Genomic DNA, 21,494 nt, shown 5'->3' with positions numbered 1-21,494 from the left:
AATTGAGATTTCTTCTTATTTTTCTTCCTCTGTTTTCTCTTTTCTGGAAACTAAAGTAAAGTCCATAACAAATTCTTCTTCGTTGATATAATCAGCTGCAGTTGTTTTGACAATCCATTTTTCCATCAATTCATGCACTTCTTCAAATAACTGTTCTTTGTCTTCTTCCTTTAGTTGTAATGCAATATTCATGCTTCGTCTTGAAGCAGACTTATAATTTGGATTCAGTTCGGGATAAACTCCATCTTCACTCTCAAACGATTTAGCACGTGCGATATAATACTTTTCAATCACACCTCCAGCTCGTTTTTCCTCCACTAAGTCGATTAACTTTCCTTGATGTAACTTTTGCATGTGGTAGTGAACATTACCTGGGGTTTCTCCGATTTGTACTGCAACCTGCTTTGTCGTCTTAGGAGTGTCAAGTAGTACGCCTAGAATTTTAACTCGTAATGTGCTGCCTAATAATTTCGATTGTTCAACAGAGAGTGGTAAAGGCTGATTATTTCTTTTTTTCATCTTGTTTTTCTCCTTCCTTAATTGTTAGGATTACCTTATTCTAATTTAATAGTTCGATCTATTTTATTAAATCGATCTGTATTTTTAGATCGTATATAGTGTATACTTCTTTTATCCATTTGTAAAGCCTTTTCTAATCAATTGGTGAATTTGACAGGAGGCTGATTGGGACCATGATTAATTTTATTTAAGAACAAAAGCGCAAGCGCCCGTTTAGCGACGTACAAACTTTTTAGGGTTCTGACGAGATAAAGGAAACACCATGAGCTTGGAAAGCGAATGGATGTTGACTTATCGTAGGAAGAAACCGAAAGTTTGCTAGTCGCTGGGCGCTGGAGCTGGATGTCAAGCCGCAACGTAAACAGTTATCCACAGGCCAAGAATTTTATAGTTTCCTCAACAATAAAAAAAGAACCCCATATAAATAGGATTCTTGTCTAGCACATTCCAATAGATTTTAGTGTAGGAGTTTATATTTAAGATGCGTGACATCAAAACCGTCTATAATCTTATTACTTTCTAATTTTATAGATTCTGTTCCGATTTGATCGAATAATCGAATGCCTTTACCGACTTTGCCTAAATTTCTGATAATTTGTTCCATACATCCACTCTGTTATATAGTCTTATTTTGCCTTTTCATTAAAGAATACTTAGTAGAGAACACTATTTTAAAAAGCTTGTAAGGAATGGTAGCAGCACTTTAGGGTCAGGCATATGGTTTTGTTGCTCAAGTTGTATGTATACTGCATCTGGGATTGCGTTGCTCAATTGCTTCCCTACCTCCTGTATAGAACCAGGATTTTTTTCTCCAACTATGATCTGTGTCGGTGTCGTAAGTAGAGCAACTTTTGAAATAGGTGGTAAATCGCCTGCTATGATCGTATCGTAAACAAGTGTTGGAGCAAGAGCCGTCATTGTTGTCCACTGAGGCGATTGTCGGAACATATAATCAATGACCTCCCCAGGAGTTCCAATCCCTTCTAAGAAACGTCTCAGAGCTTTGTCGTTTTTTTCATTATCAAGCAGTTTACGTAGGTCTTGACTCAATTCTTGGAATTCAGCTAGGTTTGCTTTATTATCTGCATAGGGCGGATCATACAAGACAAGTTTGCTAACTTTCTTATCCAATTGCATGGCGGCTTCAAGAGCAAGTATGGCCCCCGAGGAATGACCATATAGATTTGCCTGACTACCAGCAACATCAATCATCGCTTCAATGTCTTCAATTTCGCGATCTATTGAATAAGGCAGTGTATCACCACTGTCTCCGCGTCCGCGTCTATCATAATTATAGACAGTAAATTGTTCCGCAAATACGGTTGCATCATATAAAACCGGTTCAAACGAGCGAAAACAAGTGGCACCTGTTATGAATATAAGCGGAGGGCCGTCTCCGAAAATATCATATGCTAATATTGTCCCGTCTTTCGACTTAGTTGTTTTCAAATTTCAACCTTCTTTCTATCGTTATAATCATCTTATTAAAGAATTTATGGACATGACATTTGATTTCCGAATTCCATCAACAACCTCTAAAGTCATTCCTCTCTATTCATTTCTTCTTGACTCGACAATTCGATTAAATACGCTGTTAAATCTTGAATTTTGTTATTGTTAGCGCCGTCAAAAGTATAAATATCGCAAAAAGCATATAACTTTTCTTGACCATTTGCTTTCGGCATTCTCATTGTCCCCTCAATAACCGCTTTATTTCCTTGTGTAATAATATTATTTGTTTGATATTCATTTGACGCTACACCGCGCATCGGTTCAAGCATATTCTTAACAGCTTCTCTTCCTTGCAATTCAGCTGCACCTACGAGATGCCACTGAACGTTTTCAATGACATTGTCAATCACAAAATCCGCATCACCTGTGGCAAATGCATTATTGAATTTTAGCACTGTCTCATCAGCAAGTAACTCATTCCTTAGATCAAAGCCAAAGTAGACAATAATTTCTTGAATTTGATTGCCAGTAAATCGAAAGTGTTCCATATTTTGAAAAACAGCTCCCGACTTTCGTATACATTCATAGCGAATAATCACTTCATTCTTATCTTTAAAAAGATTTTGAATACGATATTCACGAATATCTATGCAGCTTGGCCAACATTTCTCAAAATAAGTCTCACGACTAATTTTTTCATCGACCGGGCTACTAAACATGAATTCTGGACTTAACAATTCCTCGACCATTTCTCTTTCTTTTGTTTCATAGGCTTTAAAATATTTCTGTACTAGATTCGATAGTTCAATCTCTTCCATACACTTGTCCCTCCATTTAAAAATGCTATGATTTAAATATCTTGTTTGCATTCTAGCACGATAGAAAGAGGATAATTTCTTATATTTTGCTATTCCCTTTGTTTTAAAAAGTTTTCCATTAAAAGCGGTAAAGAAATAAGAATCGGTGGATCATCGAGGCGGGGTCCACGGAGTATAAGTCGTTGATGAGGTATAGCCTTATTAGCCCCAACTATAATCGGGTGTTCTATTTTTGCACGTAAGGTTTGATGTGGCACGAGAATTTCACTTGATTTCATCTCCCAAGACAAGGCAGTTGCCATTAAATAATAAGTGCCTGGTCGGACGTCTGTAAAGCTGAAAGAGGATAATGAAGTTAGTACTGTTCCATATTGAGGTAATCCTTCGGGTATCGGTTTTGTGAATAAACCAACTAAAATCACACCCTGAAATGAACTCTCCGCTTCTATCGTTCCTTTCACTCTATTATATTGAGATTCAAGAATAGACTTGTGTGGCCAGGCGTTCAGGTTTTTTAATGATTGTAAATATGTGCTGACTTGCATGGGGGATTTTCTAAATTGAGTTGGCGTCATGCCCACCCTTTCAGTGAACCGAGTTGTAAAGGTACCTAAGCTTTGTTGTCCAATTTCCATTCCTATATCGCGAACCGTTAAATCTGTATGCAATAATAAATCTTTAGCCCTCTGAATTCTTAATGAAGCCACATAGTAATGTGGTGTAAGACCCATTTTTTCTTTAAAAATACGCGAAAAATGATAGGGGCTATATGCCGCATGATCCGCTAACCTGGAAAGAGAAAGCGGTTCATCCATGTGTTGATGAATATAAGCGATGGTCTCATCTATTTCGAAGTTCATTTTATCTTTTTCCTCCATGGTTAAGAGATTTCATTTTTTCAATTATAGATATGGATGCTCTTGATTAGGTTGAAAACTATATTACACCTTTTGGATACAGACTTCTAAATCAAACACTAAAGTAGATAAATAATTCACCATATTTTTTGCCTCTACATTTATACTCGTTAACATATCTCCATTACATAGAGTTACTTTAATGTAGATTTTCCACACACTGATTGAGTATCCCTTCTCCATTTCCTCGCAGTATTAAAAAGTTCTAATTCCCATGGATGCGGTTCCACAAACGGATACAAAGGTTCATGTAACAATACCAAACATCTCTATTAACTTTAGTGTAGATAAAAGGCCAAAATTAAGGGAAACCCTATATCTATTGGATTTCCCATTCGAATTCCTAACGAGTTTGTTCGTAATACTATTAAATGGGTGGATTTTCCACACCTAACTGAATCCAATCTTCTTTTGGTGGTCCATACACTCCAAAAGGTTTGATTCCTGCTTGACGCATAAGAATTGTAACTTGTCCACGATGATGAATAATGTGCTTAATTAGCCCCATAAAAATTTGTGCATTTGTTTCTTCTCTGCCAAATGCAGTTTGCACTTCCTTCAAAGACTCGTCCTTCCATTGTTCTTCAATGGCTTTGATTGCAGAAGCACTTACATGTTTAAATGTTTCAGCAATTTCTTTAGCTGAGGTAGGGACATCTTTTGCATTTTCTATTTCATCTGTTTTCAGTCCGAAATGTGCTAAATACTCTGGAATATTTGTTGTAAAATGCCAAACAATTCTTCCCAATGTACGACCTTCTGGGTAAACTTTTTGATTCAATGAATCATCAGTTAAACCTTCCAGAACCTTCTGAGTTAGCGTTGCCTCCCAATTCCATTCTCTAACAAAGTCTGCAATCGTTACATACATTGACATTCCCTCCATAACTACATTGATATACTTTAACAAGCTACTAACGCCTTGCACACCTCAGCGTTATCGAACTTTTGTTCTTCTTCTAATAATATCAAAAATTCGTATAGGTATCAAATATCAATATAAATTGTCCGAAAATGTAACTGACCGCCAGTTCCCTTTACTCCTATAGAACTGCTGCTACTACTCCTTTAAATAGATCCATTTGTGTTAAACTCACGATTTGCTCTTTCGTAAGTTGTTGATTTCCTTCCTCTAACAAGCGCTCGGATTGTGCTTGAATAATAGCTTCTACTATTTTTTCTGGCCAATTGTTAATTCTTTCATCAGTATGATTGGGATAATTTTCCTCAATTGCTTGTCGCAAGAAGGATGTATCAAACACAAATTGATGGGTGACAAGTTTCTGTCGGACAATCTCTGCCACTTCTTCTGTAGTATAAATACTAAATGTTACCTGATCGTTTATTTTCTCCCATAATTCAGGAGCGTAGGTCTGCAATTGGTTGATTTTATCTTCTGTTCCAGAAAAGATCATTACGATTTCATCATCTGGGTCCATTGCTTTTTTTCGTAGTAATTCTACAAGGTCTGGGTCATTTTGCAAGTTTTCCATTTGATCAATCCATAGTAACCCTTTTTTGATTTGAGTTAATTCCTGAAATGTTGCCATTGTTGACAAACGATAATACTCCTCTTCTCCAAATAAGTCTACTTGCTGAAGCAAATGATGGGTCTGCTCGATAAATGGTTGCAGGTCGTCCATTCCTTTTTGTATCCAGAACATCAACCAACGATGTGGTAACTTGATCCCCAGTGTAGCGCGAATTTTCACTAACGAAATCTCTTTTAATAGTTGCTGCATGCTTTCTTTGTAAGCAATAGGTCCAATCAATTTGTCTACCTGATGCTTTTCCGGCGGCTGAGGCTCAGTATTGTTCATCTCTACTTGGATAGGTTCTTTTGTTGGCATCATCGGACTAGTCTTACTAGCAAAATCATGCTGAACAATCGTGTGTGGCGGGTGTATTAAATTTGTTTCCATAAAGCTATTAATATCCTTTGCCAGAAGTATGGATATATCTGGATCATCAAACTGCACTTTTGCAGAGGATTCCATCAATAATTTGAAATGAATAGCCTCTTTTTCCAGGTTTGTAAATGATAAGAAGGATACCTCTAAATCACTATTTAGCGAGAAGACGCCTCCTGAAAGTCGAAGTGATGTTCCTTCGACTTTGCTTCGTTCACGTAAAGAAATCGAGGCCGTTTTATCTATAATATCAAGACTATTCAGCGTCACTTTTGAATTGGCAATTGCTAGTGCCGCATCAACTGCTTTTGGTACGTCTGAGTTTGGCTCATATGTGGGGGTACTATCTATATTATTATTCTCGATATAACTATTGCTAATGGCGGCTTGACAATCAAAAAGAATAAGTGCGTTTTTTAAGCAATTCTTAATCGTCAATTGCTCAGCGTTTACTACTGATTTATGAGCGTAAATACCGGTATTCACAGCATCAAAGGTAATGTCTTGAAAATATGCATCCTGTAGTTCAGCGATATAGATGGCATCATTTGAAGATTCTTTGATCACCGTTTTCCCAATAGCAAGGCTGCCTTGCTCCTTCATAAAAATAACAGGGTAGTTTTTTTCATGTTTCTCCACACATTGATGAAAAGTACTATTTTGAATGGAAACTTTTGACTGATTTGCAATACTTATCGCATTATATTCCGTCTTATTGACTTCTAAATTGTCTATTTCTACAGTGGATTGTTCGCGAATATATATGCCCATAAAGGTCTTTGATATAGTAGAATCGGAAAGTTCTAAGTGAGATTGGTAAACTTGAATCCCATCAAAAGGAGAATCATGAATATCGAAATCTTTAATTTTAACAGATGAGTTATTTTTAATCGAAATGCCTGGATAACTAGCTTTATTATCCTCACTTTTCATTTCACAAAAGTGCTTGATTTCTCCTTTTTCAATAGTCACCTCACTTTTGTCAATACGAAAAACATCACGATATGTATGATTGCTGGTTAGATTTTGAATATACCCTTGGCTATTTTCCATTATTACAACTACACCGCCGCCCGTCATATTGGTTGTTTCCAAATGAAGTCGGGCTGCTTTTGCATAGATACCATAACTACTTGGATTTTTAATATTAATCTTTGCTGTGGTCAATTTGCTCTCTAAACCAGCATAGATTCCAAATCCTTTTATATTGCAATTTTCTAGTGTGACATCGGATTCTTGGATGTATACACTATTGGAGGTATGGCCGATCAGCGTACTATTTTTTACCTTCACCGTAGACTCTAATCCAATCCAAAGGGCTGGATTAGAGTCTTGACATCAGGATAATTCTCCCCTTCGATGGTACACTCTTCTATTTCAATCACTGATGTTTCTTTCACGTAAATGGCATTTGCATGCCCATTCTGATGAAAAGTAATCCCATGCAGCTTAACGATTGCATCCACAGTCTTCAATAAAGGATAATTCTCTGTTCCAGTAATAAGAACATTACCTTGTCCTATCAGGGTGATTTTTCTGCTATCTACTGACAGGTTCTCCTGATATTGTCCACTTTCGATATAAACAATACCACCATCTTCAACAGCAGCTATTCCTTGTTGGATTGTTCGATATCTATTTAAAAGTCCAGATTTTTTTACCACTACTGACTTTTTCATCCCATTGCTCCTCTTCACAGAAAGTAATTATAGTAGATATAATATAGGAAGTTAGCTAATCATGCTAGGAATCTGAAAACCTTTGGAGGGAAAAGTGAAAAGAAGTGGTTATATATTTTCTCACCTAATAAAAAGAGAGGATGCAAAAAAATTGCATTCCTCTTCACCATAGTCGGTTCATATAGTTTATGAAAATATATGCAGCACCGCTTCTATACATTAGTCACCTATATTTACAAGAATCCTGCCATGATGTTGCCCCTTAAGAATGGAAGGCAACAGTTTAGGCAATGCCTCTAATGTAACTTCCTTAAAAATAAAATCATTCAGCCTATCAGGTTTTAAATCCGTTGCTAAACGCTCCCATACTTTTTTCCGTTCTTCCATCGGGCAATATACTGAATCAATTCCCAGTAACGAGACACCTCGTAATATAAATGGAAACACGGTTGTTGGGACTTTTACTCCTGCTGTTAGACCACTTACTGCAACACTGCCACGGTATTTTATTTGGCTTAGTAGAGAGGCTAACGGTTCTCCTCCTACCGGATCAATGGCTCCTGCCCATTTTTGTTTGCTTAGATTTTTTAACGAGCCGTTGTAAACAGCTTCTCTATCGATGACTTCATCTGCACCTAGTTGATGTAGATAGGCTTCTTCAGATGATTTTCCCGTACTTGCTACAACATGATAACCTTTCTTTTTCAACAAAGCGATCGCAATACTACCTACGCCACCCGTTGCACCAGTTACAAGAACAGAACCCTGTTCTGGTTTCAACCCGTTCTCTTCTAGTCTTTGAATAGATAACGCAGCCGTAAAACCCGCTGTTCCTATTATCATACTTTCTCTTAAGCTTAAGCCTGATGGGAGTGGTACAATCCATTCTGAAGGAACACTTGCATACTCACTATAGCCGCCAAAGTGAGAAACACCTAATTCATAGCTCGTTACAATAACGGCGTCCCCTTCTTTATAGCGTCCATCTTTTGATAAAACAACTTCTCCAGCTAAATCGATTCCTGGAATAAAAGGATACTGATTCACTATTTTCCCATCGGGGTGAGCGGCAAGACCATCTTTATAGTTTACACCACTATATTTCACTTTAATTAACACATTATCATCTGGTAAATAAGAGGTGTTAATTTCCTTGATCTCTAAATTTAAGCCTTCATTTTCTTGCTCTATTACTAAAGCTTTGAATGTATTTTCCATGATACGACCTCCACTCGTTTATATTGGATTGTCACATTCTATCGACACATAAAGAATATGACTAAGAAAAATTCCTTAAGTTAGGAGAGGCTTTATTTTGACTATCCCCACTTCAACTGCTGTCTCTATATAGCCAACGATCTGGTCAAATGTAAAGACATTGAGATCTTTATGAATGTCTCCCGGATTGTAATCCATGTCGCCCAATACAAAAGGAATGAATCTCTCCACATCTTCGGACTGAACCTCTTCCAAGTCTATAATCGCTGGAAAATGACTGAACGTTTCTTTCAATTCACTGGTAAAACCATAGTGTTCTAATAATTTCCCATTTAGTAAGCGAAAGTCATTATGGTATAATGTATATAACCCTTCATCGGCTTCCATTCTGTTCTTTAACCACGAAAGATTAAAGCCTCTGAGCCAAATATCATCTGCAATTAAATGGGCATAATACCCGATTACATAATCATTTTTATTTTCCACATGTGAACAATACTTATGTAAAAATCCTTGTTCATCTACACGTCTTGAATAATCTTTGACATCCCCTATAAAAAAATGAGAGGCGTTTTTTTCTTCGTGTGAAAAAACAGCGTCTGGCGCCACACTTCCAAGCAAAAAGGATGTTTTATCTTCTATCGATAAAGCCCTCGCCATTTTATGTCCAATAATCGAATGCATGATTCTTGAGCCCATTCGTCCTCCTCCTATCACCATTCATTAAATTCTGACAATGCAAGTGTAACATAAAGATTACTATCAGTGGGCTCTTCTTTACTATCTCATCTCCAACCACTTCGTATTCTCTATAGCTTTGATAATGATTTTCAGAACACGACTTTTCCTTCACATCTTATAGTTACTAAAAAATCTACTTTCACCATGAGTTTCTTCAGTAAAGATCGCTCTAATTTCCTTGCTAAAAACGACTCGAAAGAAACACTTTCCCTTTACTACTATTTACAGCTTCAACTGCTTTTTTCACGTCAAATAAATCATACTGTGCATCAGCCTTCATCAAGCGTAATTGCTGATTTTCTACTAGTTTTATTACACTTCTCAACGTTCTTTGCCATTGATCAACTGAAACTTTATGATTCCAATGACGTAAATGAAACATGTTCGCATTCACTTTTGCTTTGTTGACAATATCTCCCCAATTGACTTGGATCCCGGATAAAAGACCGATGGTAAGAAAATTCCCATTCGGACGTACGCAGAAGGCCAAATCATTCCCGGCCGTCCCTCCGATCGAATCAATCGCAGCTGTTGCTCCCATTCCATTGGTTAAATCCATGATGGTTTCATAGAGTGGCATTTTCGCAGTATCGATCACATCAGAAGCACCAAGTTTAAGTAATTCCTCTGTATATGTATCATTCCTCATAACCGCGATAAATCGAAAACCGGAAATCCTCGCTAATTGGGCGAAAATACGCCCGATCGCAGAACCACCAGCGTTCATCACTAAACAATCATTCGTTCTTAGGTTTAAAACCTCCTTACAAATCACCCATGCAGTGACTGGATTAATATATAGTTGGGCTGCTGTTATATCATCAATTGAATCTGGAATGGGGACAGCAAATTGGGCTGATGTTTTCACAAATTCTTGCCATGTTCCTTCACCACGCAGGGGTAAAACACGTTGACCAATCAAACTTTTAGAAACGAAAGAACCTACCGCTTCAACAATTCCGATTCCTTCATAACCAGGGATATTTGGTAAAACAATTCTGTGAGAATAAGCTCCAGTGATAGGAATTAAATCAGAGGGATTAATGGGTCTTGACAACATACGTACACGAACCTCATTATCTTTCGGGAGTGCGATACTTTGATATTCAACTTTAAACACATCTTCAGGTCTACCAAATTCATAGAATTTAATACATTTTGCATCCAAATAGTATACCTCCTTCATCTTTCTTTTCCGCTAATTAATCTGGTAGTACTCTAAAACTGCTTCTAAATAATCTTCTGCTTTCTTAATGAGAAGACGTTCCCCTGCATTCCATTGTTCTCTATTTTGATCAACAGATTGAAATGCATTGAGAATTTGTTCATCATCATTTGTCGCTTTTCGAACCATTTCTTGCCATTCATTCGCTAATGACTCGGCTAAAGTCGACTCAATTGGGACCTTTGAGGCCTTATAAGCAGCTGCTTGCAATGATAATTTTCTAAAGGTATTGTAAAAATCTAAAATCACTTTTTCAGATGAGAATACTTGTTGAAATAACTTCGATTCCTCCTCCGTAAATTTGTATTTTTTCCAAGTAAGCATCTCTACTTCATTCAAAGACCTCATCAAATAAGCTAACAATTCCCATGGTGTTTCGTATCCTTTATTTATTAATTCTTTTACTACCGCTACTCCATCCAGTTTGGCCTGAGTCCTTTCTTTTTGTGAGTAAAGCACTGACTCCTGATAATCGAGAATCCCTTTTATATCTTTATCCTCTACATCAGTAACCAACTGTTCTTTAATCTCACTTAAAGAAAAACCAATCGCTTTAAAAAATGTAATCTGTCCAAGTAAATAGAGTTGTTTTTCAGTATAGACCCTATGTCCTCGTTCGTTTCTTTTTGCTTTTAAAATCCCCTCATTATCATAATACTGGATTGTTCGAGGAGTGACGCCTGACAGTTCGCTCATTTCTTTAACAGAATATTTCTTTCCCATAAACTCATCCTTTTTATTTGAGTTGCCCTAAAAATTTTTCAATTGTTTTTACCAATTCTACAGGATATTCTCCATTAATCGCATGAGAGGCATCTGCAAATACCACCATCTCACTGTCAGGGTCTTTTAAAGAATCGACACCCCTTTGATACGATTTTTCACTGTGATGCATAGTGGATTCTCCTGCCAAAATACCGAGTACAGGCATCTCTAATTCTGCTAATTGTTCCGGATTGATTTTTTCTGGCATTGGCAATTTACTTTTGTATGTCCGCATACCCGTTTCAATTAAATTAGCAGTCGGATCACTCTGATCAACATCTACCCCACCTGAGATATAGCTAAGCATAGTCTCCCTAATCGGTTTCGGTACAAGAGGCACACTGGCAGGGATAGATGCGACGATCATTTTGAACGGGATGGGTCCAAACACATATACGGGGTCTACTAAGATCAGTGACTGAATTTTATTTGGATACTTGAGCGCTACATTAGTTGCACTCCATCCACCAAATGATAAACCCAATAAGTGGATGTCTGATTCCGGCAACTGCTCTAGTACTTGTTTTAACCAGATAGCTTGGTCCTCTGCCGATTCTATGCGTTTTGTTTCTGTGCTTAATCCTGGTTCTCCAAGTAAATCAAGCGTGTAAACAGGACGGTATTCTAGAAAATAGCGTAAATTTGGTTCCCACATTGGTGTAGAAGAGCCCTTTCCAGGGAGTAGCATCACTGGCGTTTTACCGCCTGTGTCATTTTCTTGAAATTTATAAAGCTGTACCTCACCAAAGTCAGTACTGATCTTTTTGGATTCGATTGGTTCTGGCAGATCTTCCATTGCTTCATCATAAGCTTTAGCAAATTCTTTATGCCCCTCAATACTAACAAAATGACTCATCGAACCATCATCCTTAAAGAGAAAAAAGGCTAAGATCAACATCACTAGAATACCAATACAAGTTATCCATGTTTTTTTCCGTTTCATTTTTCTCCTCCTTTCAACTTTACTATAACGTATGACGTAACGTTATATGCAAGAGCAAAGAAAGAAGGGAAAAAAGAGATTACATTTGATAGGTGAATATTTTTCACTTTAAAATAAATTACTTTATTCAAACAGCATGATGTTCGGATCTTGTTGGTAACAGTGAACAAGCATGGCATGTAATTGGCCTCGATGGTGATAAATATGGGCTAATATCTCTAGCAGCCATTCATATCGAGTGTACGTCACACCCCAATAAGAAGTTGTTTCTTGCTTGAGTTCTTCCTCAGATAAATTCAGATACTCATTTTTTAATGCTTTAAAATTTGTAAGCAAACCTGCCTTAATAGAGGTTAATGTTTTATAAGAAACGCCTGTATAAAATTCTTCCATTTCTGCTTGTGTTACTTCCTGTGCTATCCGCCGATCAGCTTCACAAATGACAGCTAAATGTTCTAATAACTCTCCAATTGAATGCTTATCGGCTGTAGGTCTTTTCTGTACATCTTCTTCTGCTAAAGTGCCGATGATTTGAATGATGGTTTCCACTGCTATCTCAATTTGATGTAATGCAGCTGCACAGTTCATATGCTCCTCCTTAACAAAATCCTTTTCATACTTCCATAACTAAATCTAATTACATTATAGAACGTTAGTTCCGACAGTCAAACTCTTTGGCTTTGCGAACCGTCATTCATCTTCCTCTTATCGTTGAAGAAAAAAACAAGAAAAGCGCAAGGCGCCCGCCTATCGGCGACAAGCAAATGTTCTGAGACAAAGAAAGGCGTTCTTTGCCTTTCATTGGCTCAGGTTATTTGACCTCGAGCCGATGGCGCCTGGAGCTAGACACCAACCGCAAGGTAAACACTTATCCACAAGCGACAATTTTATAGTTTCTTTTAGTTTACTTTTTAAAAAAAGACCGAAACCCATACTGGATCCAGTCCGAAACTTCATTGTTTTTTGTCTAGCAAAAGGAGATAGTTCAAGATGTGCTCCTAACATACTCCAGTGATTCTCCATCCCTTCCGGGGATACATGGATCAAATTGAATACTCAGGCATTATTTTTTCTTTTGCTCGATTTATACTTTCATAAATTTTGGATTGTAATTTAAGTAATTGCTCATCATCACGATTTCTTGGTCGTTGCTGTTTAATCGAAAAAATTTCTTTGACCTTTCCTGGTCGAGGACTCATAAGTACGACACGGTCTGCTAGGAAAACAGCTTCCGCTACATCATGAGTGACAAAAACAACTGTCTTTTTTTCCTTTGACCAAATTTGCAGCAGGTCATCCTGCATGGAAAGCCTTGTTAAATGATCTAGAGCTCCAAATGGCTCATCCATTAAAAGGACATCAGGATCGTTCACAAGTGCTCTTGCGATACCTGCTCGCTGTTTCATTCCACCTGATAATTGGTGTGGATAATTTGTAGCAAAACCATTTAGCCCAACCATATCCAAATATGAATGAATAGCTTCTCTTCTATCCTTTTTCTTTACTCCCCTCATTTCAAGACCAATACCAACATTTTGTTCGATTGTTCTCCAAGGGTACAAGGATGCATCTTGAAAGATAACACCAATTCGTTTCGATGGTTTCTCTAATGGTTTCCCTTGAAAATGAACCTCACCTGCTGAAACCGTTCGTAATCCACCAAGTATCTCAAGGAGCGTACTTTTGCCGCAACCACTAGGACCAATTATACAAATAAATTCATTACTGTTGATTGTTAAATTAATATCTCTTAAAGTTGTCGTTGTTTCCGCACCTGATTGATATGTCTTTGATAGATGTTCAATAGAGAAAACCGACATGGTTACTCCTCCTTTTCTTCGTCTAGATCAGATATAAAACGTGAATCGATGAATTTTTCAACATCATAAATTTCGTCTTGAAAGCCATATTCAAGCTGAATTTCTTGGGTGTATTGTAGTGCATCTAAATCAAGCTGCGGTTCGTTCTCCCAAATCGGCTCTTCTCGTTCGAATACCATTTGAAGTACATCTGCTTCAATATCGACATTTTCACCGACATATTCTAAATATTCGTCTAGGTTTTCTTTTGCATATTCATTTGATTTAAAATATGCCCGCAAAAACTTTGTGATCACCTCTGGATCAGAGTCAATAAAATCAACATGTGCTGTCACAACACCTGTATGAAAAGACGGTAAATAATCCCAACCATTCGCAAGCAGCCTTGCTTCACCTGAAAGTTCCCCTAAAGAAGCAAACGGTTCATGGATAATCGTGGCATCTACTTGTTTATTTAATAGGCTTGAATACGCATCTTGATGACGTCCGTTAGCAAGTAACGTTACATCATCTTCTCCTATTCCGTGCTGCTTTAAGATCTCACGTGTGTAGAGTTCCATTCCTATTCCGTTTCGAGCAATACCGACTGTTTTTCCTTTTAGGTCTTCAACTGTTTCTATATTTGGTTGACTAATTAAATAAAAAGGGCCTTTTGTGCGATACATCGACGATATAATTTTCAATGGGACTTCTCTTCCCGCCCCAATAATTGCATTGGTTGTCGATGCTTCTGCAATATCAACTTCGTTACTAGCAAGCGCAGCTATTTGATCCTCTGTATCGACAAACTCAATACTTAGTCCTTCATCTTCAAAAAAACCTTTTTCAATTCCGTAGTGAATGGGTAATCCATTGATCCCAGCAAATCCCGCAAAGCGTACGGTTTGTAAAGATCCGTCCTTGTTTTCTCCCGTTGATTTTTCTCCCACACATCCTGATAGCAACAAAATAAGTCCAATTGCTATAATTATCTGCTTCAAAGTCATCTTCCTAACCTCCCATGACCTCTTAATGACTTCCACGCAAAAACAGTTTTTTCTCGATCAGGTTAATAATCGCGATATTCAACACGGATATTAATGTGACCAGCGTAATTAAAGCAAACACATCTGCCGTATTATATAGCGAGACTGCTTTTGTAAGTAAGTTTCCAATCCCTGCTCGTGATGCAAGCATTTCACCAAACAGCGCACCGACTAACCCACTTGCCGCCGCAAGACGGAAACTAGCAAAAATAGTCGGAATGGCTGAAGGTATCAATACCTTTGTAATAATTTGCCATTTTGAAGCTTCAAAGACTCTCGCTACCTTTAAATGATTTTCTTCCGTCTCCTTAACACCAGCCAATGTATTAAACAATATTGGAAAGACACAAAAGAGTATTACAATCATTGTTTTTTGTGTTAGCCCAATCCCAAGCCATAACGTAAGCAGTGGAATCAGTGTTACGTTCGGTATCGCCATTAATGCCGCCAAGTAAGGAGAGCTAAATCTTTCTAGTTTTGGAATAATCGCAAGAAAAACGCCTCCACCAACTCCAATAACAATCGCAATTGCAAACCCAGCAAAGTACTCAGAAAGGGTCACATAAATATCCGTAAAGATAGGCTCAGTGGTGAAGTAAGAAACAAACACACGAATGACCTCTGTAGGTGCTGCTAAATAAAGTGTACTAATAAGACCAGAGCGGACAACCCATTCACAGCTTCCTAGTAAGATGAGGAGAAAGATAATTTGTGCTAAACGATTACCCCATACTTTTCCATTCACCGACATTCTCCTTCCATCTAGATTCAAAATTAGTAATAGAACAAACCGGAAGGCAGAGTCACCGCCTTCCGGTCGAAGCATTTATCCCAGCGCCACCGTCCGTAGTCCCCCAAGACATGAAATACCAAAAAGTCTAAGTGTGGGGGATAGTGGAGTTAACGCCCCGATAAATCCCGCTAACCATCAGTGGGGAAGAAGATACAGACTTAATCCGCTACATTTGTATATCCTTGTCTGCATGATCTACAGCCCGTAGTTTGTAGCCTACTCCCACTGACAGCAGTCTCGCTTTAAGGCTGTAAAATAAGTTTTCCGAAGATTTCACGTTCTTCCATTAAACGATGAGCTTCTCTCGCCTCTTCTAAAGGAAGGATTCGATCAATGATTGGTTTAAGCTTTCCACTTTCAACAAGCTCTAATAGAATCTCTAAATCTCTTCTCTCCCAACTAGTTGAGCCAATAATTGAGATTTCGCGTTTCCACACATAGCGTAAATCTGTCACAGCATTAAAACCAGTCGTGGCCCCACAAGTCAAAATCCGCCCTCTTTTTTTAGTAGCAAGAATGCTTTTTGGCCAGGTCGCCTCTCCAGTGTAGTCAACTACTACATCAGCGCCTTGTTTTTTCGTAATTTGCCATGTCTTCCGAGAGAAGTCTTCTTCATTGTAATTAATGACATGATCCGCACCTAATTCTTTTAATTTTTCTAGTTTTTCTTCTGAACCTGCAGCAGCAATGATATTCGCACCAGCAATTTTTGCAATTTGAACAAGTGCATTTCCTACACCACCACTTGCCCCTAAAATAAGGACCGTTTCATTGGCTTTTAACTCTCCTCGATTGATTAACATTTTCCAAGCAGTTCCATAGGCAATAGGAAGAGCTGCTGCATCCTCAAATGAAATATTCTCAGGCAGTGGAATGATATTTACTGCTGGGACTTTAACAAACTCAGCTAACCCACCTTGTAAATCTTCACCTAGTGCCCCGTAGCCAGCAATTTTCGGATCAATCAGGACACGATCACCAACTTGAAGACCTTCAACATTTTCACCAATTGTATCAATGAAACCAGCCACATCTCCTCCAGAAATATGAGGAAATGGTGGTTTCTTTCTTTGACCAGGCATCCCTCTACGAACAAAGATATCTAAGTGGTTTAAGCTAACCGCTTTTACTTTTACAATGACATCATCTGCTCCAACTTCCGGTTTAGGGTGCTCTCCAATCACGACTTTATCAAGACTTCCATTTTCAGTAATAAGTGCTGCTTTCATTTTTCATCCCTCTTTCTACTCTCATTTTTTTGTAAACTTCTATATGTGGCACCAAAAATAGTGGTACTAGCATCAACCGTTGCATTCTGTAACAAAACTTCGTATGACTCATCTTCCTTTTTTTCTGAACGATGAAAAACGATATCTCCACCATCCAATCGAAGACGAACCTCACTTTTTTCTGTTTCCTGTTTTAAATGAAATATATCTCCCCATTGTTTTGCACAAGTTAAATCAGAAACCGGAATCCGGATTTCTTGCAATTTCAATGAGCCTAGCTTATGTTCAGCAATAATAGATTGTCTTTGTAGAGATTCACGTCTTTCCCTATCAGGCTCTTGCCACTCAATAAGGAAGGGCAGGCGCACTTCTATAGTAGGATCATTTATATAAAGTTGCTTCCAATAAATCAATTCTCCATCTGGACGACGCCTTTTCGCATCAATAGGCCCAATGACTTCAAGCCCCTTTTCTCTAAACAATTGCGCATCTTTTTCAATTTGCGTCGTACGTAGCGCAAGCCTTACAATACCTTCTGTATAATCAGATTCTTTAATACTTGAGATGACGCTTAGCGGCACATGTTTTTCGTCTACTAGCTGTTGATTAAAAATACCAATCCATTCAATGTAACTTAAATCAAAGTAGCAAAGTGCATTGTATGTTCCTCTTGTTTCATGACGGCCACCTTCAACCGCGTGAAGTCCAAATGCTTTTGCAGTCTCCAACGTTTTTTCTGGGCTGGCTACATAATGAATGATATGATCAAATTGATAGTTCATCTTATTTCTTCTCAGCACGCTTCGTTGCACCTTGTGTGCTATAAACCCCTCGACCAATAGCTATTTCACGTTGATTATCATTAGTTACTTTAATGTCACTTACTCCTAAAGCACGCCCCCCTTTTACAAGTGTAGCCTCGGCATATAAATCCTCTGCTTTAGCTGCTCGCAGGTAATCAATCCTTAAGTCAACTGTAGGCAATGGCTGTCCATAGGCTGGAACAAAGACATAATCACCAATAACATCTATGAATGAAGCAATGACTCCCCCATGAATATACCAACCTCTTTCTTCAGAGCCAGCTTGGAAGATTTCTTGAAAAGGGAGCTTTGCCTTTAAATAAGTGTCGTCAACCTCTAGCACTTCAATATTGAGAAATTTATTAAATGGAGCATGTTTTAATCTTTGTTGAATCTCTGCTTTCAAATCTGACATTTCATTAGTCCTCCTTTATTTTCTTTAATTGATCATCGACGTATTGTTTTAATAAAACTTTATCGACTTTTCCTGTACCAGCTAGAGGCAATGATTCAAGAAAGAATATATGTCTTGGATAAGCGTACACTGGCCCATGCTCAAAGAAATGATCCTGTAATTCCTTCTCAGTGATCGAGTGACCTGTTCGACATTCAACAACAGCGATAGGCACTTGGCCTTTTAGGTGATGAGGAATCGCAGTCACAATCACATCACGGACACTTGAATGCTTGAGCAAAACATTTTCAACCTCTTTTGGATATGTATTCTCGCCGCCAACGCTAATCATATCGTCTTTCCTTCCAGCAATATAGGCATGACCGTTTTCATCGATTCTTGCGAGATCACCGGTTTTCAGCCAGCCTTCATCCGTAAAACGTTCGGCTGTTACTTTTGGTAATTTCCAGTAGCCTTTTGCAACACCTGGACTTTTCACCCAAAGTTCACCAATTTTATTTGTTGCGAGGGGTTTTTCGTCATCAACGATTTGGACCTGAACACCAGGTAATGCCTCTAAAAATGGGCGTTGCCCGGTTTGACTCGTTCTTCGTGAAGAAAAAACAACCGGACCACCTTCTGTCAGCCCATAGCTTTCTAAAACACTCACATTAAATTGTTTCTCAAGTTCGATCACAACCTCTTGTGCAAGTTCTGAAGAACCGCATAATAAGAATCGAAGACTTGATAAGTTATGTCCCTTATTGTCGCGATAATAACTTAAGAGCATTTTATAAATAGCTGGCACAGCAGTCATAAAAGTTACTTGCTCACGCTCAATTGCTTCAAAAATCGTCGTAGCATCCACTTTCGGTAAAATAACGACTGATCCACCTGCAAACAGCGTACTTTGTATATTAACTAGCGCATTCGCATGATACAACGGAGCAAAAATAAGCAATCGCTCACTTGAATTTAATTCACGCACCTCGCGGAGAGCTTCAGCATTCCAATACTGCCCACCATGAGTAAGAAGACAACCTTTGGGCTTTCCTGTTGATCCTGATGTGTACAGCAAAAGGCATGTATCATGATCATTAACCGGCTTTGTTTCAAAATTGGTAGAATACTCGCCTAGAAGTGAATCATAGTAATAAATATCCTTTCTTTGTGTACCTCCAATTTGAATAACATTCACTTTTCTTTCTAGATCCAAATTGTGTAAAACGTCAAGTAACGAATGATGACAAAACAAGATGGTCGCTTCACTATCCTCTAGAATATAGGAAATAATTGATGGTGGTAATTTTATATTGATGGGTACAGGTATCGCGCCTAATTTCATCGTTCCATATACAATTTCGATAAAACGAAAATCATTTGGAAGAAGTAAGGAAACCCGATCCCCTTTTTTTACCCCTAAAGACTGCAAAAATGAAGCCACTTGGTTTGATCTTGCATTCAACTCTTTGTAGGTTAAACGAGCTTCATAATCAATGACCGCAATCTTATTTGGTGTTTGCTTAACTGCTTCTGTAAATAGTTCTCCAAAATTCCCTGTCTTGTTATTCAATCGTTCCCCTCCTGTCTAGCACCTTAATTCCCTCTATTTACATCGGATATGTTGCTATTCTATCATCGGGTCATCATCATTTGTACCATCATTATTTTAAAATCAATTGTTTAAACAACATAAAATCGATAATTGTTGATTAACAGTACACTTTCTTAATATTTGATTATTTTTTTCTATTTTTCTATTTACTTATTACTCATTTCATTATATTCTGGTATGAATAATGGGTTTTAGGATAATGCAGGGGAGAGTGATTTTTTTGGAAGAACAACAATATTCGTATGATATTGATCGGAGAGTACTCAAGACGAGAGCTTTTATCAACGACGCACTGTTAACATTGTTAGCAGAAAACTCCTTTGACAATATTACAGTAAGAGCAATTTGTGATTTAGCCATGATTAACCGCTCAACATTTTACAGTCATTATGTTGACAAATTCGATCTGTTCAACCAGTTGATTAAAGGAAAGCTTGAGCTTTTTAGCACTGTTTTAAATAAACATCCATTTACATTTATGAATGAAAAAGAAGCACTAAAAGTTGATCCTTGTTTTTATCACATACTGCTTCATGTAAATGAAAATGCCGCGAGTTACAAATTGCTCCTTGCACATGATGATACAAAAGTATTCACCAAATCATTTGCTCGCTTAATAGAGGAATCGGTAATTAGCTATCTTGGCGACTCTGCTTATGCTAGTCTGGAACATAGCGGACCAAGTAAAATTTTCAAGTGCTTTCTAACAAACACAATCGTTAGCATGGTGAACAATTGGCTTCAATATAAACACCAATATACTCCTCACGAATTTGCTTTAGAGTATACACAGATTGTTCACAAGTCTATTTAAGGCGTGTTTGTATGTATAAAGCGATATGTAAGCGACAAACATGCGATGAGATCAAGCTCCTTATCAATAATTTTATTTCCCCACAAGCTAATGTCCCATTTAAGCGTCGGTAATTAAATATTCTTTACAGTCAAAAGCCGCATTCTTTAATTGAAATGTGGCTTTTTTTCAGAAATTATTTCATTTTTGATTGTGAGTACGATCACCATTTTTTTGTACTGGCTGGTAAACCGTTTTTTTACAGATGCTTAGGTCAGTGCCTTTAGTTCCTCGTTTTGAACACGCACTACTAACGAATTTCAATCCCGGCTTTTTCAAAAGGCTTCAATACCTCTGGACTACACGTTGAAACATAAACAATTGTTTTTAAATTTTTCAAATGCTGAAACCCTTCAATCGATGCAACTTCAAACAAATTATCCTCTCCATCCCAATCTGGTTTGAGGATATGGTAAATTTCATGACCACCATCAAATATAAGCTGTTCAACCTTGTTTAAATCATCTTCTTCCAAGACCAATGTTTCTAAGTAATTCATGATTTCAGCAATGGGCTCAGCATCAACGTACCATTCGAAATCGTCTACATACTTATTTTTCAGCTCATTTAATTCTTGGAACAAAAGCGCAAGCGCCTGTTCAGTGACGTACAAACTTTTTAGGGTTCTGACGAGATAAAGGAAACACAGTGAGCCTAGAAGGCGAACTGATGTTGACTTATTGTAGGAAGAAACCGAAAGTTTGCTAGTCACTAGGCGCTGAAGCTGGACGCCAATCCATCCTGTTAGACTTATCCACAAGCGACAATTTTATAG

General features: G+C 37.8%; 21 protein-coding genes and 1 pseudogene. 1 reads left to right on the top strand and 21 read right to left on the bottom strand.

What is annotated here, in order from left to right; translation table 11 throughout:
- Positions 1 to 15: 15 nt before the first annotated feature.
- From IPU53_RS06855 to IPU53_RS06760, 20 genes are all read right to left on the bottom strand, one after another.
- The gene (locus tag IPU53_RS06855; RefSeq protein WP_207449221.1) at positions 16 to 519 is read right to left on the bottom strand and encodes a winged helix-turn-helix domain-containing protein; all 504 of its coding nucleotides are present in this window, start codon (positions 517 to 519) and stop codon (positions 16 to 18) included.
- A gap of 666 nt (positions 520 to 1,185) precedes the next feature.
- Complete coding sequence (locus IPU53_RS06850) at positions 1,186 to 1,968, bottom strand: alpha/beta fold hydrolase (RefSeq protein ID WP_207449219.1); 783 nt, start codon at positions 1,966 to 1,968, stop codon at positions 1,186 to 1,188.
- Between the two features lie 92 nt (positions 1,969 to 2,060).
- Positions 2,061 to 2,789: a nuclear transport factor 2 family protein gene (locus IPU53_RS06845; RefSeq protein WP_207449217.1), complete on the bottom strand. Its 729-nt coding sequence runs from the start codon at positions 2,787 to 2,789 to the stop codon at positions 2,061 to 2,063.
- Between the two features lie 89 nt (positions 2,790 to 2,878).
- Positions 2,879 to 3,649: an AraC family transcriptional regulator gene (locus tag IPU53_RS06840; RefSeq protein ID WP_207449215.1), complete on the bottom strand. Its 771-nt coding sequence runs from the start codon at positions 3,647 to 3,649 to the stop codon at positions 2,879 to 2,881.
- Positions 3,650 to 4,073: 424 nt separating this feature from the next.
- Positions 4,074 to 4,577 (bottom strand): DinB family protein, encoded by a 504-nt coding sequence (locus IPU53_RS06835; protein WP_207449213.1) that lies wholly within the window; start codon positions 4,575 to 4,577, stop codon positions 4,074 to 4,076.
- A gap of 172 nt (positions 4,578 to 4,749) precedes the next feature.
- Complete coding sequence (locus IPU53_RS06830) at positions 4,750 to 6,909, bottom strand: right-handed parallel beta-helix repeat-containing protein (RefSeq protein WP_207449211.1); 2,160 nt, start codon at positions 6,907 to 6,909, stop codon at positions 4,750 to 4,752.
- An 8-nt stretch (positions 6,910 to 6,917) separates the two neighbouring features.
- Entirely contained in the window at positions 6,918 to 7,295 is a 378-nt protein-coding gene (locus tag IPU53_RS06825; protein ID WP_207449209.1) for a hypothetical protein, read from the bottom strand.
- Positions 7,296 to 7,514: 219 nt separating this feature from the next.
- The gene (locus IPU53_RS06820) at positions 7,515 to 8,513 is read right to left on the bottom strand and encodes an NADPH:quinone oxidoreductase family protein (protein ID WP_207449207.1); all 999 of its coding nucleotides are present in this window, start codon (positions 8,511 to 8,513) and stop codon (positions 7,515 to 7,517) included.
- Positions 8,514 to 8,588: 75 nt separating this feature from the next.
- Positions 8,589 to 9,212 carry a hydrolase gene (locus IPU53_RS06815; RefSeq protein ID WP_207449205.1) on the bottom strand — a complete coding sequence of 208 codons (624 nt, stop codon included), beginning with the start codon at positions 9,210 to 9,212 and terminating at the stop codon, positions 8,589 to 8,591.
- Between the two features lie 223 nt (positions 9,213 to 9,435).
- Positions 9,436 to 10,422 carry a zinc-dependent alcohol dehydrogenase family protein gene (locus IPU53_RS06810; RefSeq protein ID WP_207449203.1) on the bottom strand — a complete coding sequence of 329 codons (987 nt, stop codon included), beginning with the start codon at positions 10,420 to 10,422 and terminating at the stop codon, positions 9,436 to 9,438.
- 30 nt (positions 10,423 to 10,452) lie between these two features.
- Positions 10,453 to 11,202 (bottom strand): MerR family transcriptional regulator, encoded by a 750-nt coding sequence (locus tag IPU53_RS06805; RefSeq protein ID WP_207449201.1) that lies wholly within the window; start codon positions 11,200 to 11,202, stop codon positions 10,453 to 10,455.
- Positions 11,203 to 11,215: 13 nt separating this feature from the next.
- Positions 11,216 to 12,187 (bottom strand): alpha/beta fold hydrolase, encoded by a 972-nt coding sequence (locus IPU53_RS06800; RefSeq protein WP_207449199.1) that lies wholly within the window; start codon positions 12,185 to 12,187, stop codon positions 11,216 to 11,218.
- 123 nt (positions 12,188 to 12,310) lie between these two features.
- The gene (locus tag IPU53_RS06795; RefSeq protein ID WP_207449197.1) at positions 12,311 to 12,775 is read right to left on the bottom strand and encodes a DinB family protein; all 465 of its coding nucleotides are present in this window, start codon (positions 12,773 to 12,775) and stop codon (positions 12,311 to 12,313) included.
- A 455-nt stretch (positions 12,776 to 13,230) separates the two neighbouring features.
- Positions 13,231 to 14,007, bottom strand: coding sequence for an ABC transporter ATP-binding protein (locus IPU53_RS06790; protein WP_207449195.1), 777 nt, complete (start codon positions 14,005 to 14,007; stop codon positions 13,231 to 13,233).
- Positions 14,008 to 14,009: 2 nt separating this feature from the next.
- Entirely contained in the window at positions 14,010 to 14,993 is a 984-nt protein-coding gene (locus IPU53_RS06785) for an ABC transporter substrate-binding protein (RefSeq protein WP_207449193.1), read from the bottom strand.
- Positions 14,994 to 15,015: 22 nt separating this feature from the next.
- Entirely contained in the window at positions 15,016 to 15,783 is a 768-nt protein-coding gene (locus IPU53_RS06780) for an ABC transporter permease (RefSeq protein WP_207449549.1), read from the bottom strand.
- A 284-nt stretch (positions 15,784 to 16,067) separates the two neighbouring features.
- A complete protein-coding gene (locus IPU53_RS06775; RefSeq protein WP_207449191.1) occupies positions 16,068 to 17,054 on the bottom strand; it encodes a zinc-binding dehydrogenase in 987 nt (328 codons plus the stop codon).
- Entirely contained in the window at positions 17,051 to 17,836 is a 786-nt protein-coding gene (locus IPU53_RS06770; RefSeq protein WP_207449189.1) for a VOC family protein, read from the bottom strand. The genes IPU53_RS06775 and IPU53_RS06770 overlap by 4 nt, the downstream gene beginning before the upstream one ends.
- Position 17,837: 1 nt before the next feature.
- The gene (locus IPU53_RS06765; RefSeq protein WP_207449187.1) at positions 17,838 to 18,272 is read right to left on the bottom strand and encodes a PaaI family thioesterase; all 435 of its coding nucleotides are present in this window, start codon (positions 18,270 to 18,272) and stop codon (positions 17,838 to 17,840) included.
- A gap of 4 nt (positions 18,273 to 18,276) precedes the next feature.
- A complete protein-coding gene (locus tag IPU53_RS06760; protein ID WP_207449185.1) occupies positions 18,277 to 19,824 on the bottom strand; it encodes a class I adenylate-forming enzyme family protein in 1,548 nt (515 codons plus the stop codon).
- A 262-nt stretch (positions 19,825 to 20,086) separates the two neighbouring features.
- Here IPU53_RS06760 and IPU53_RS06755 point away from each other — a divergent pair, with 262 nt between their 5' ends.
- Positions 20,087 to 20,680: a TetR/AcrR family transcriptional regulator gene (locus tag IPU53_RS06755; RefSeq protein WP_207449183.1), complete on the top strand. Its 594-nt coding sequence runs from the start codon at positions 20,087 to 20,089 to the stop codon at positions 20,678 to 20,680.
- 289 nt (positions 20,681 to 20,969) lie between these two features.
- On the opposite strand, the pseudogene IPU53_RS06750 reads toward IPU53_RS06755, so the two are convergent.
- Positions 20,970 to 21,305 (bottom strand): annotated as a pseudogene (locus tag IPU53_RS06750) (DUF6892 domain-containing protein); the annotation flags it as partial.
- Between the last annotated feature and the right edge of the window lie 189 nt (positions 21,306 to 21,494).

The sequence above is a fragment of the Bacillus sp. SD088 genome (assembly GCF_017355205.1).
In the GTDB taxonomy this organism is placed as follows: domain Bacteria; phylum Bacillota; class Bacilli; order Bacillales; family Bacillaceae_C; genus Lederbergia.
This window is presented reverse-complemented; position numbering and strand designations above follow the sequence as displayed.

What these genes read in the sequence shown, in the direction of transcription:
- IPU53_RS06855 (WP_207449221.1), bottom strand. Translation starts at nt 519, where the DNA reads ATGAAAAAAAGAAATAATCAGCCTTTACCACTCTCTGTTGAACAATCG.
- IPU53_RS06845 (WP_207449217.1), bottom strand. Translation starts at nt 2,789, where the DNA reads ATGGAAGAGATTGAACTATCGAATCTAGTACAGAAATATTTTAAAGCC.
- IPU53_RS06840 (WP_207449215.1), bottom strand. Translation starts at nt 3,649, where the DNA reads ATGAACTTCGAAATAGATGAGACCATCGCTTATATTCATCAACACATG.
- IPU53_RS06835 (WP_207449213.1), bottom strand. Translation starts at nt 4,577, where the DNA reads ATGTATGTAACGATTGCAGACTTTGTTAGAGAATGGAATTGGGAGGCA.
- IPU53_RS06825 (WP_207449209.1), bottom strand. Translation starts at nt 7,295, where the DNA reads ATGAAAAAGTCAGTAGTGGTAAAAAAATCTGGACTTTTAAATAGATAT.
- IPU53_RS06820 (WP_207449207.1), bottom strand. Translation starts at nt 8,513, where the DNA reads ATGGAAAATACATTCAAAGCTTTAGTAATAGAGCAAGAAAATGAAGGC.
- IPU53_RS06815 (WP_207449205.1), bottom strand. Translation starts at nt 9,212, where the DNA reads ATGGGCTCAAGAATCATGCATTCGATTATTGGACATAAAATGGCGAGG.
- IPU53_RS06805 (WP_207449201.1), bottom strand. Translation starts at nt 11,202, where the DNA reads ATGGGAAAGAAATATTCTGTTAAAGAAATGAGCGAACTGTCAGGCGTC.
- IPU53_RS06800 (WP_207449199.1), bottom strand. Translation starts at nt 12,187, where the DNA reads ATGAAACGGAAAAAAACATGGATAACTTGTATTGGTATTCTAGTGATG.
- IPU53_RS06795 (WP_207449197.1), bottom strand. Translation starts at nt 12,775, where the DNA reads ATGAACTGTGCAGCTGCATTACATCAAATTGAGATAGCAGTGGAAACC.
- IPU53_RS06790 (WP_207449195.1), bottom strand. Translation starts at nt 14,007, where the DNA reads ATGTCGGTTTTCTCTATTGAACATCTATCAAAGACATATCAATCAGGT.
- IPU53_RS06785 (WP_207449193.1), bottom strand. Translation starts at nt 14,993, where the DNA reads ATGACTTTGAAGCAGATAATTATAGCAATTGGACTTATTTTGTTGCTA.
- IPU53_RS06780 (WP_207449549.1), bottom strand. Translation starts at nt 15,783, where the DNA reads ATGTCGGTGAATGGAAAAGTATGGGGTAATCGTTTAGCACAAATTATC.
- IPU53_RS06775 (WP_207449191.1), bottom strand. Translation starts at nt 17,054, where the DNA reads ATGAAAGCAGCACTTATTACTGAAAATGGAAGTCTTGATAAAGTCGTG.
- IPU53_RS06770 (WP_207449189.1), bottom strand. Translation starts at nt 17,836, where the DNA reads ATGAACTATCAATTTGATCATATCATTCATTATGTAGCCAGCCCAGAA.
- IPU53_RS06765 (WP_207449187.1), bottom strand. Translation starts at nt 18,272, where the DNA reads ATGTCAGATTTGAAAGCAGAGATTCAACAAAGATTAAAACATGCTCCA.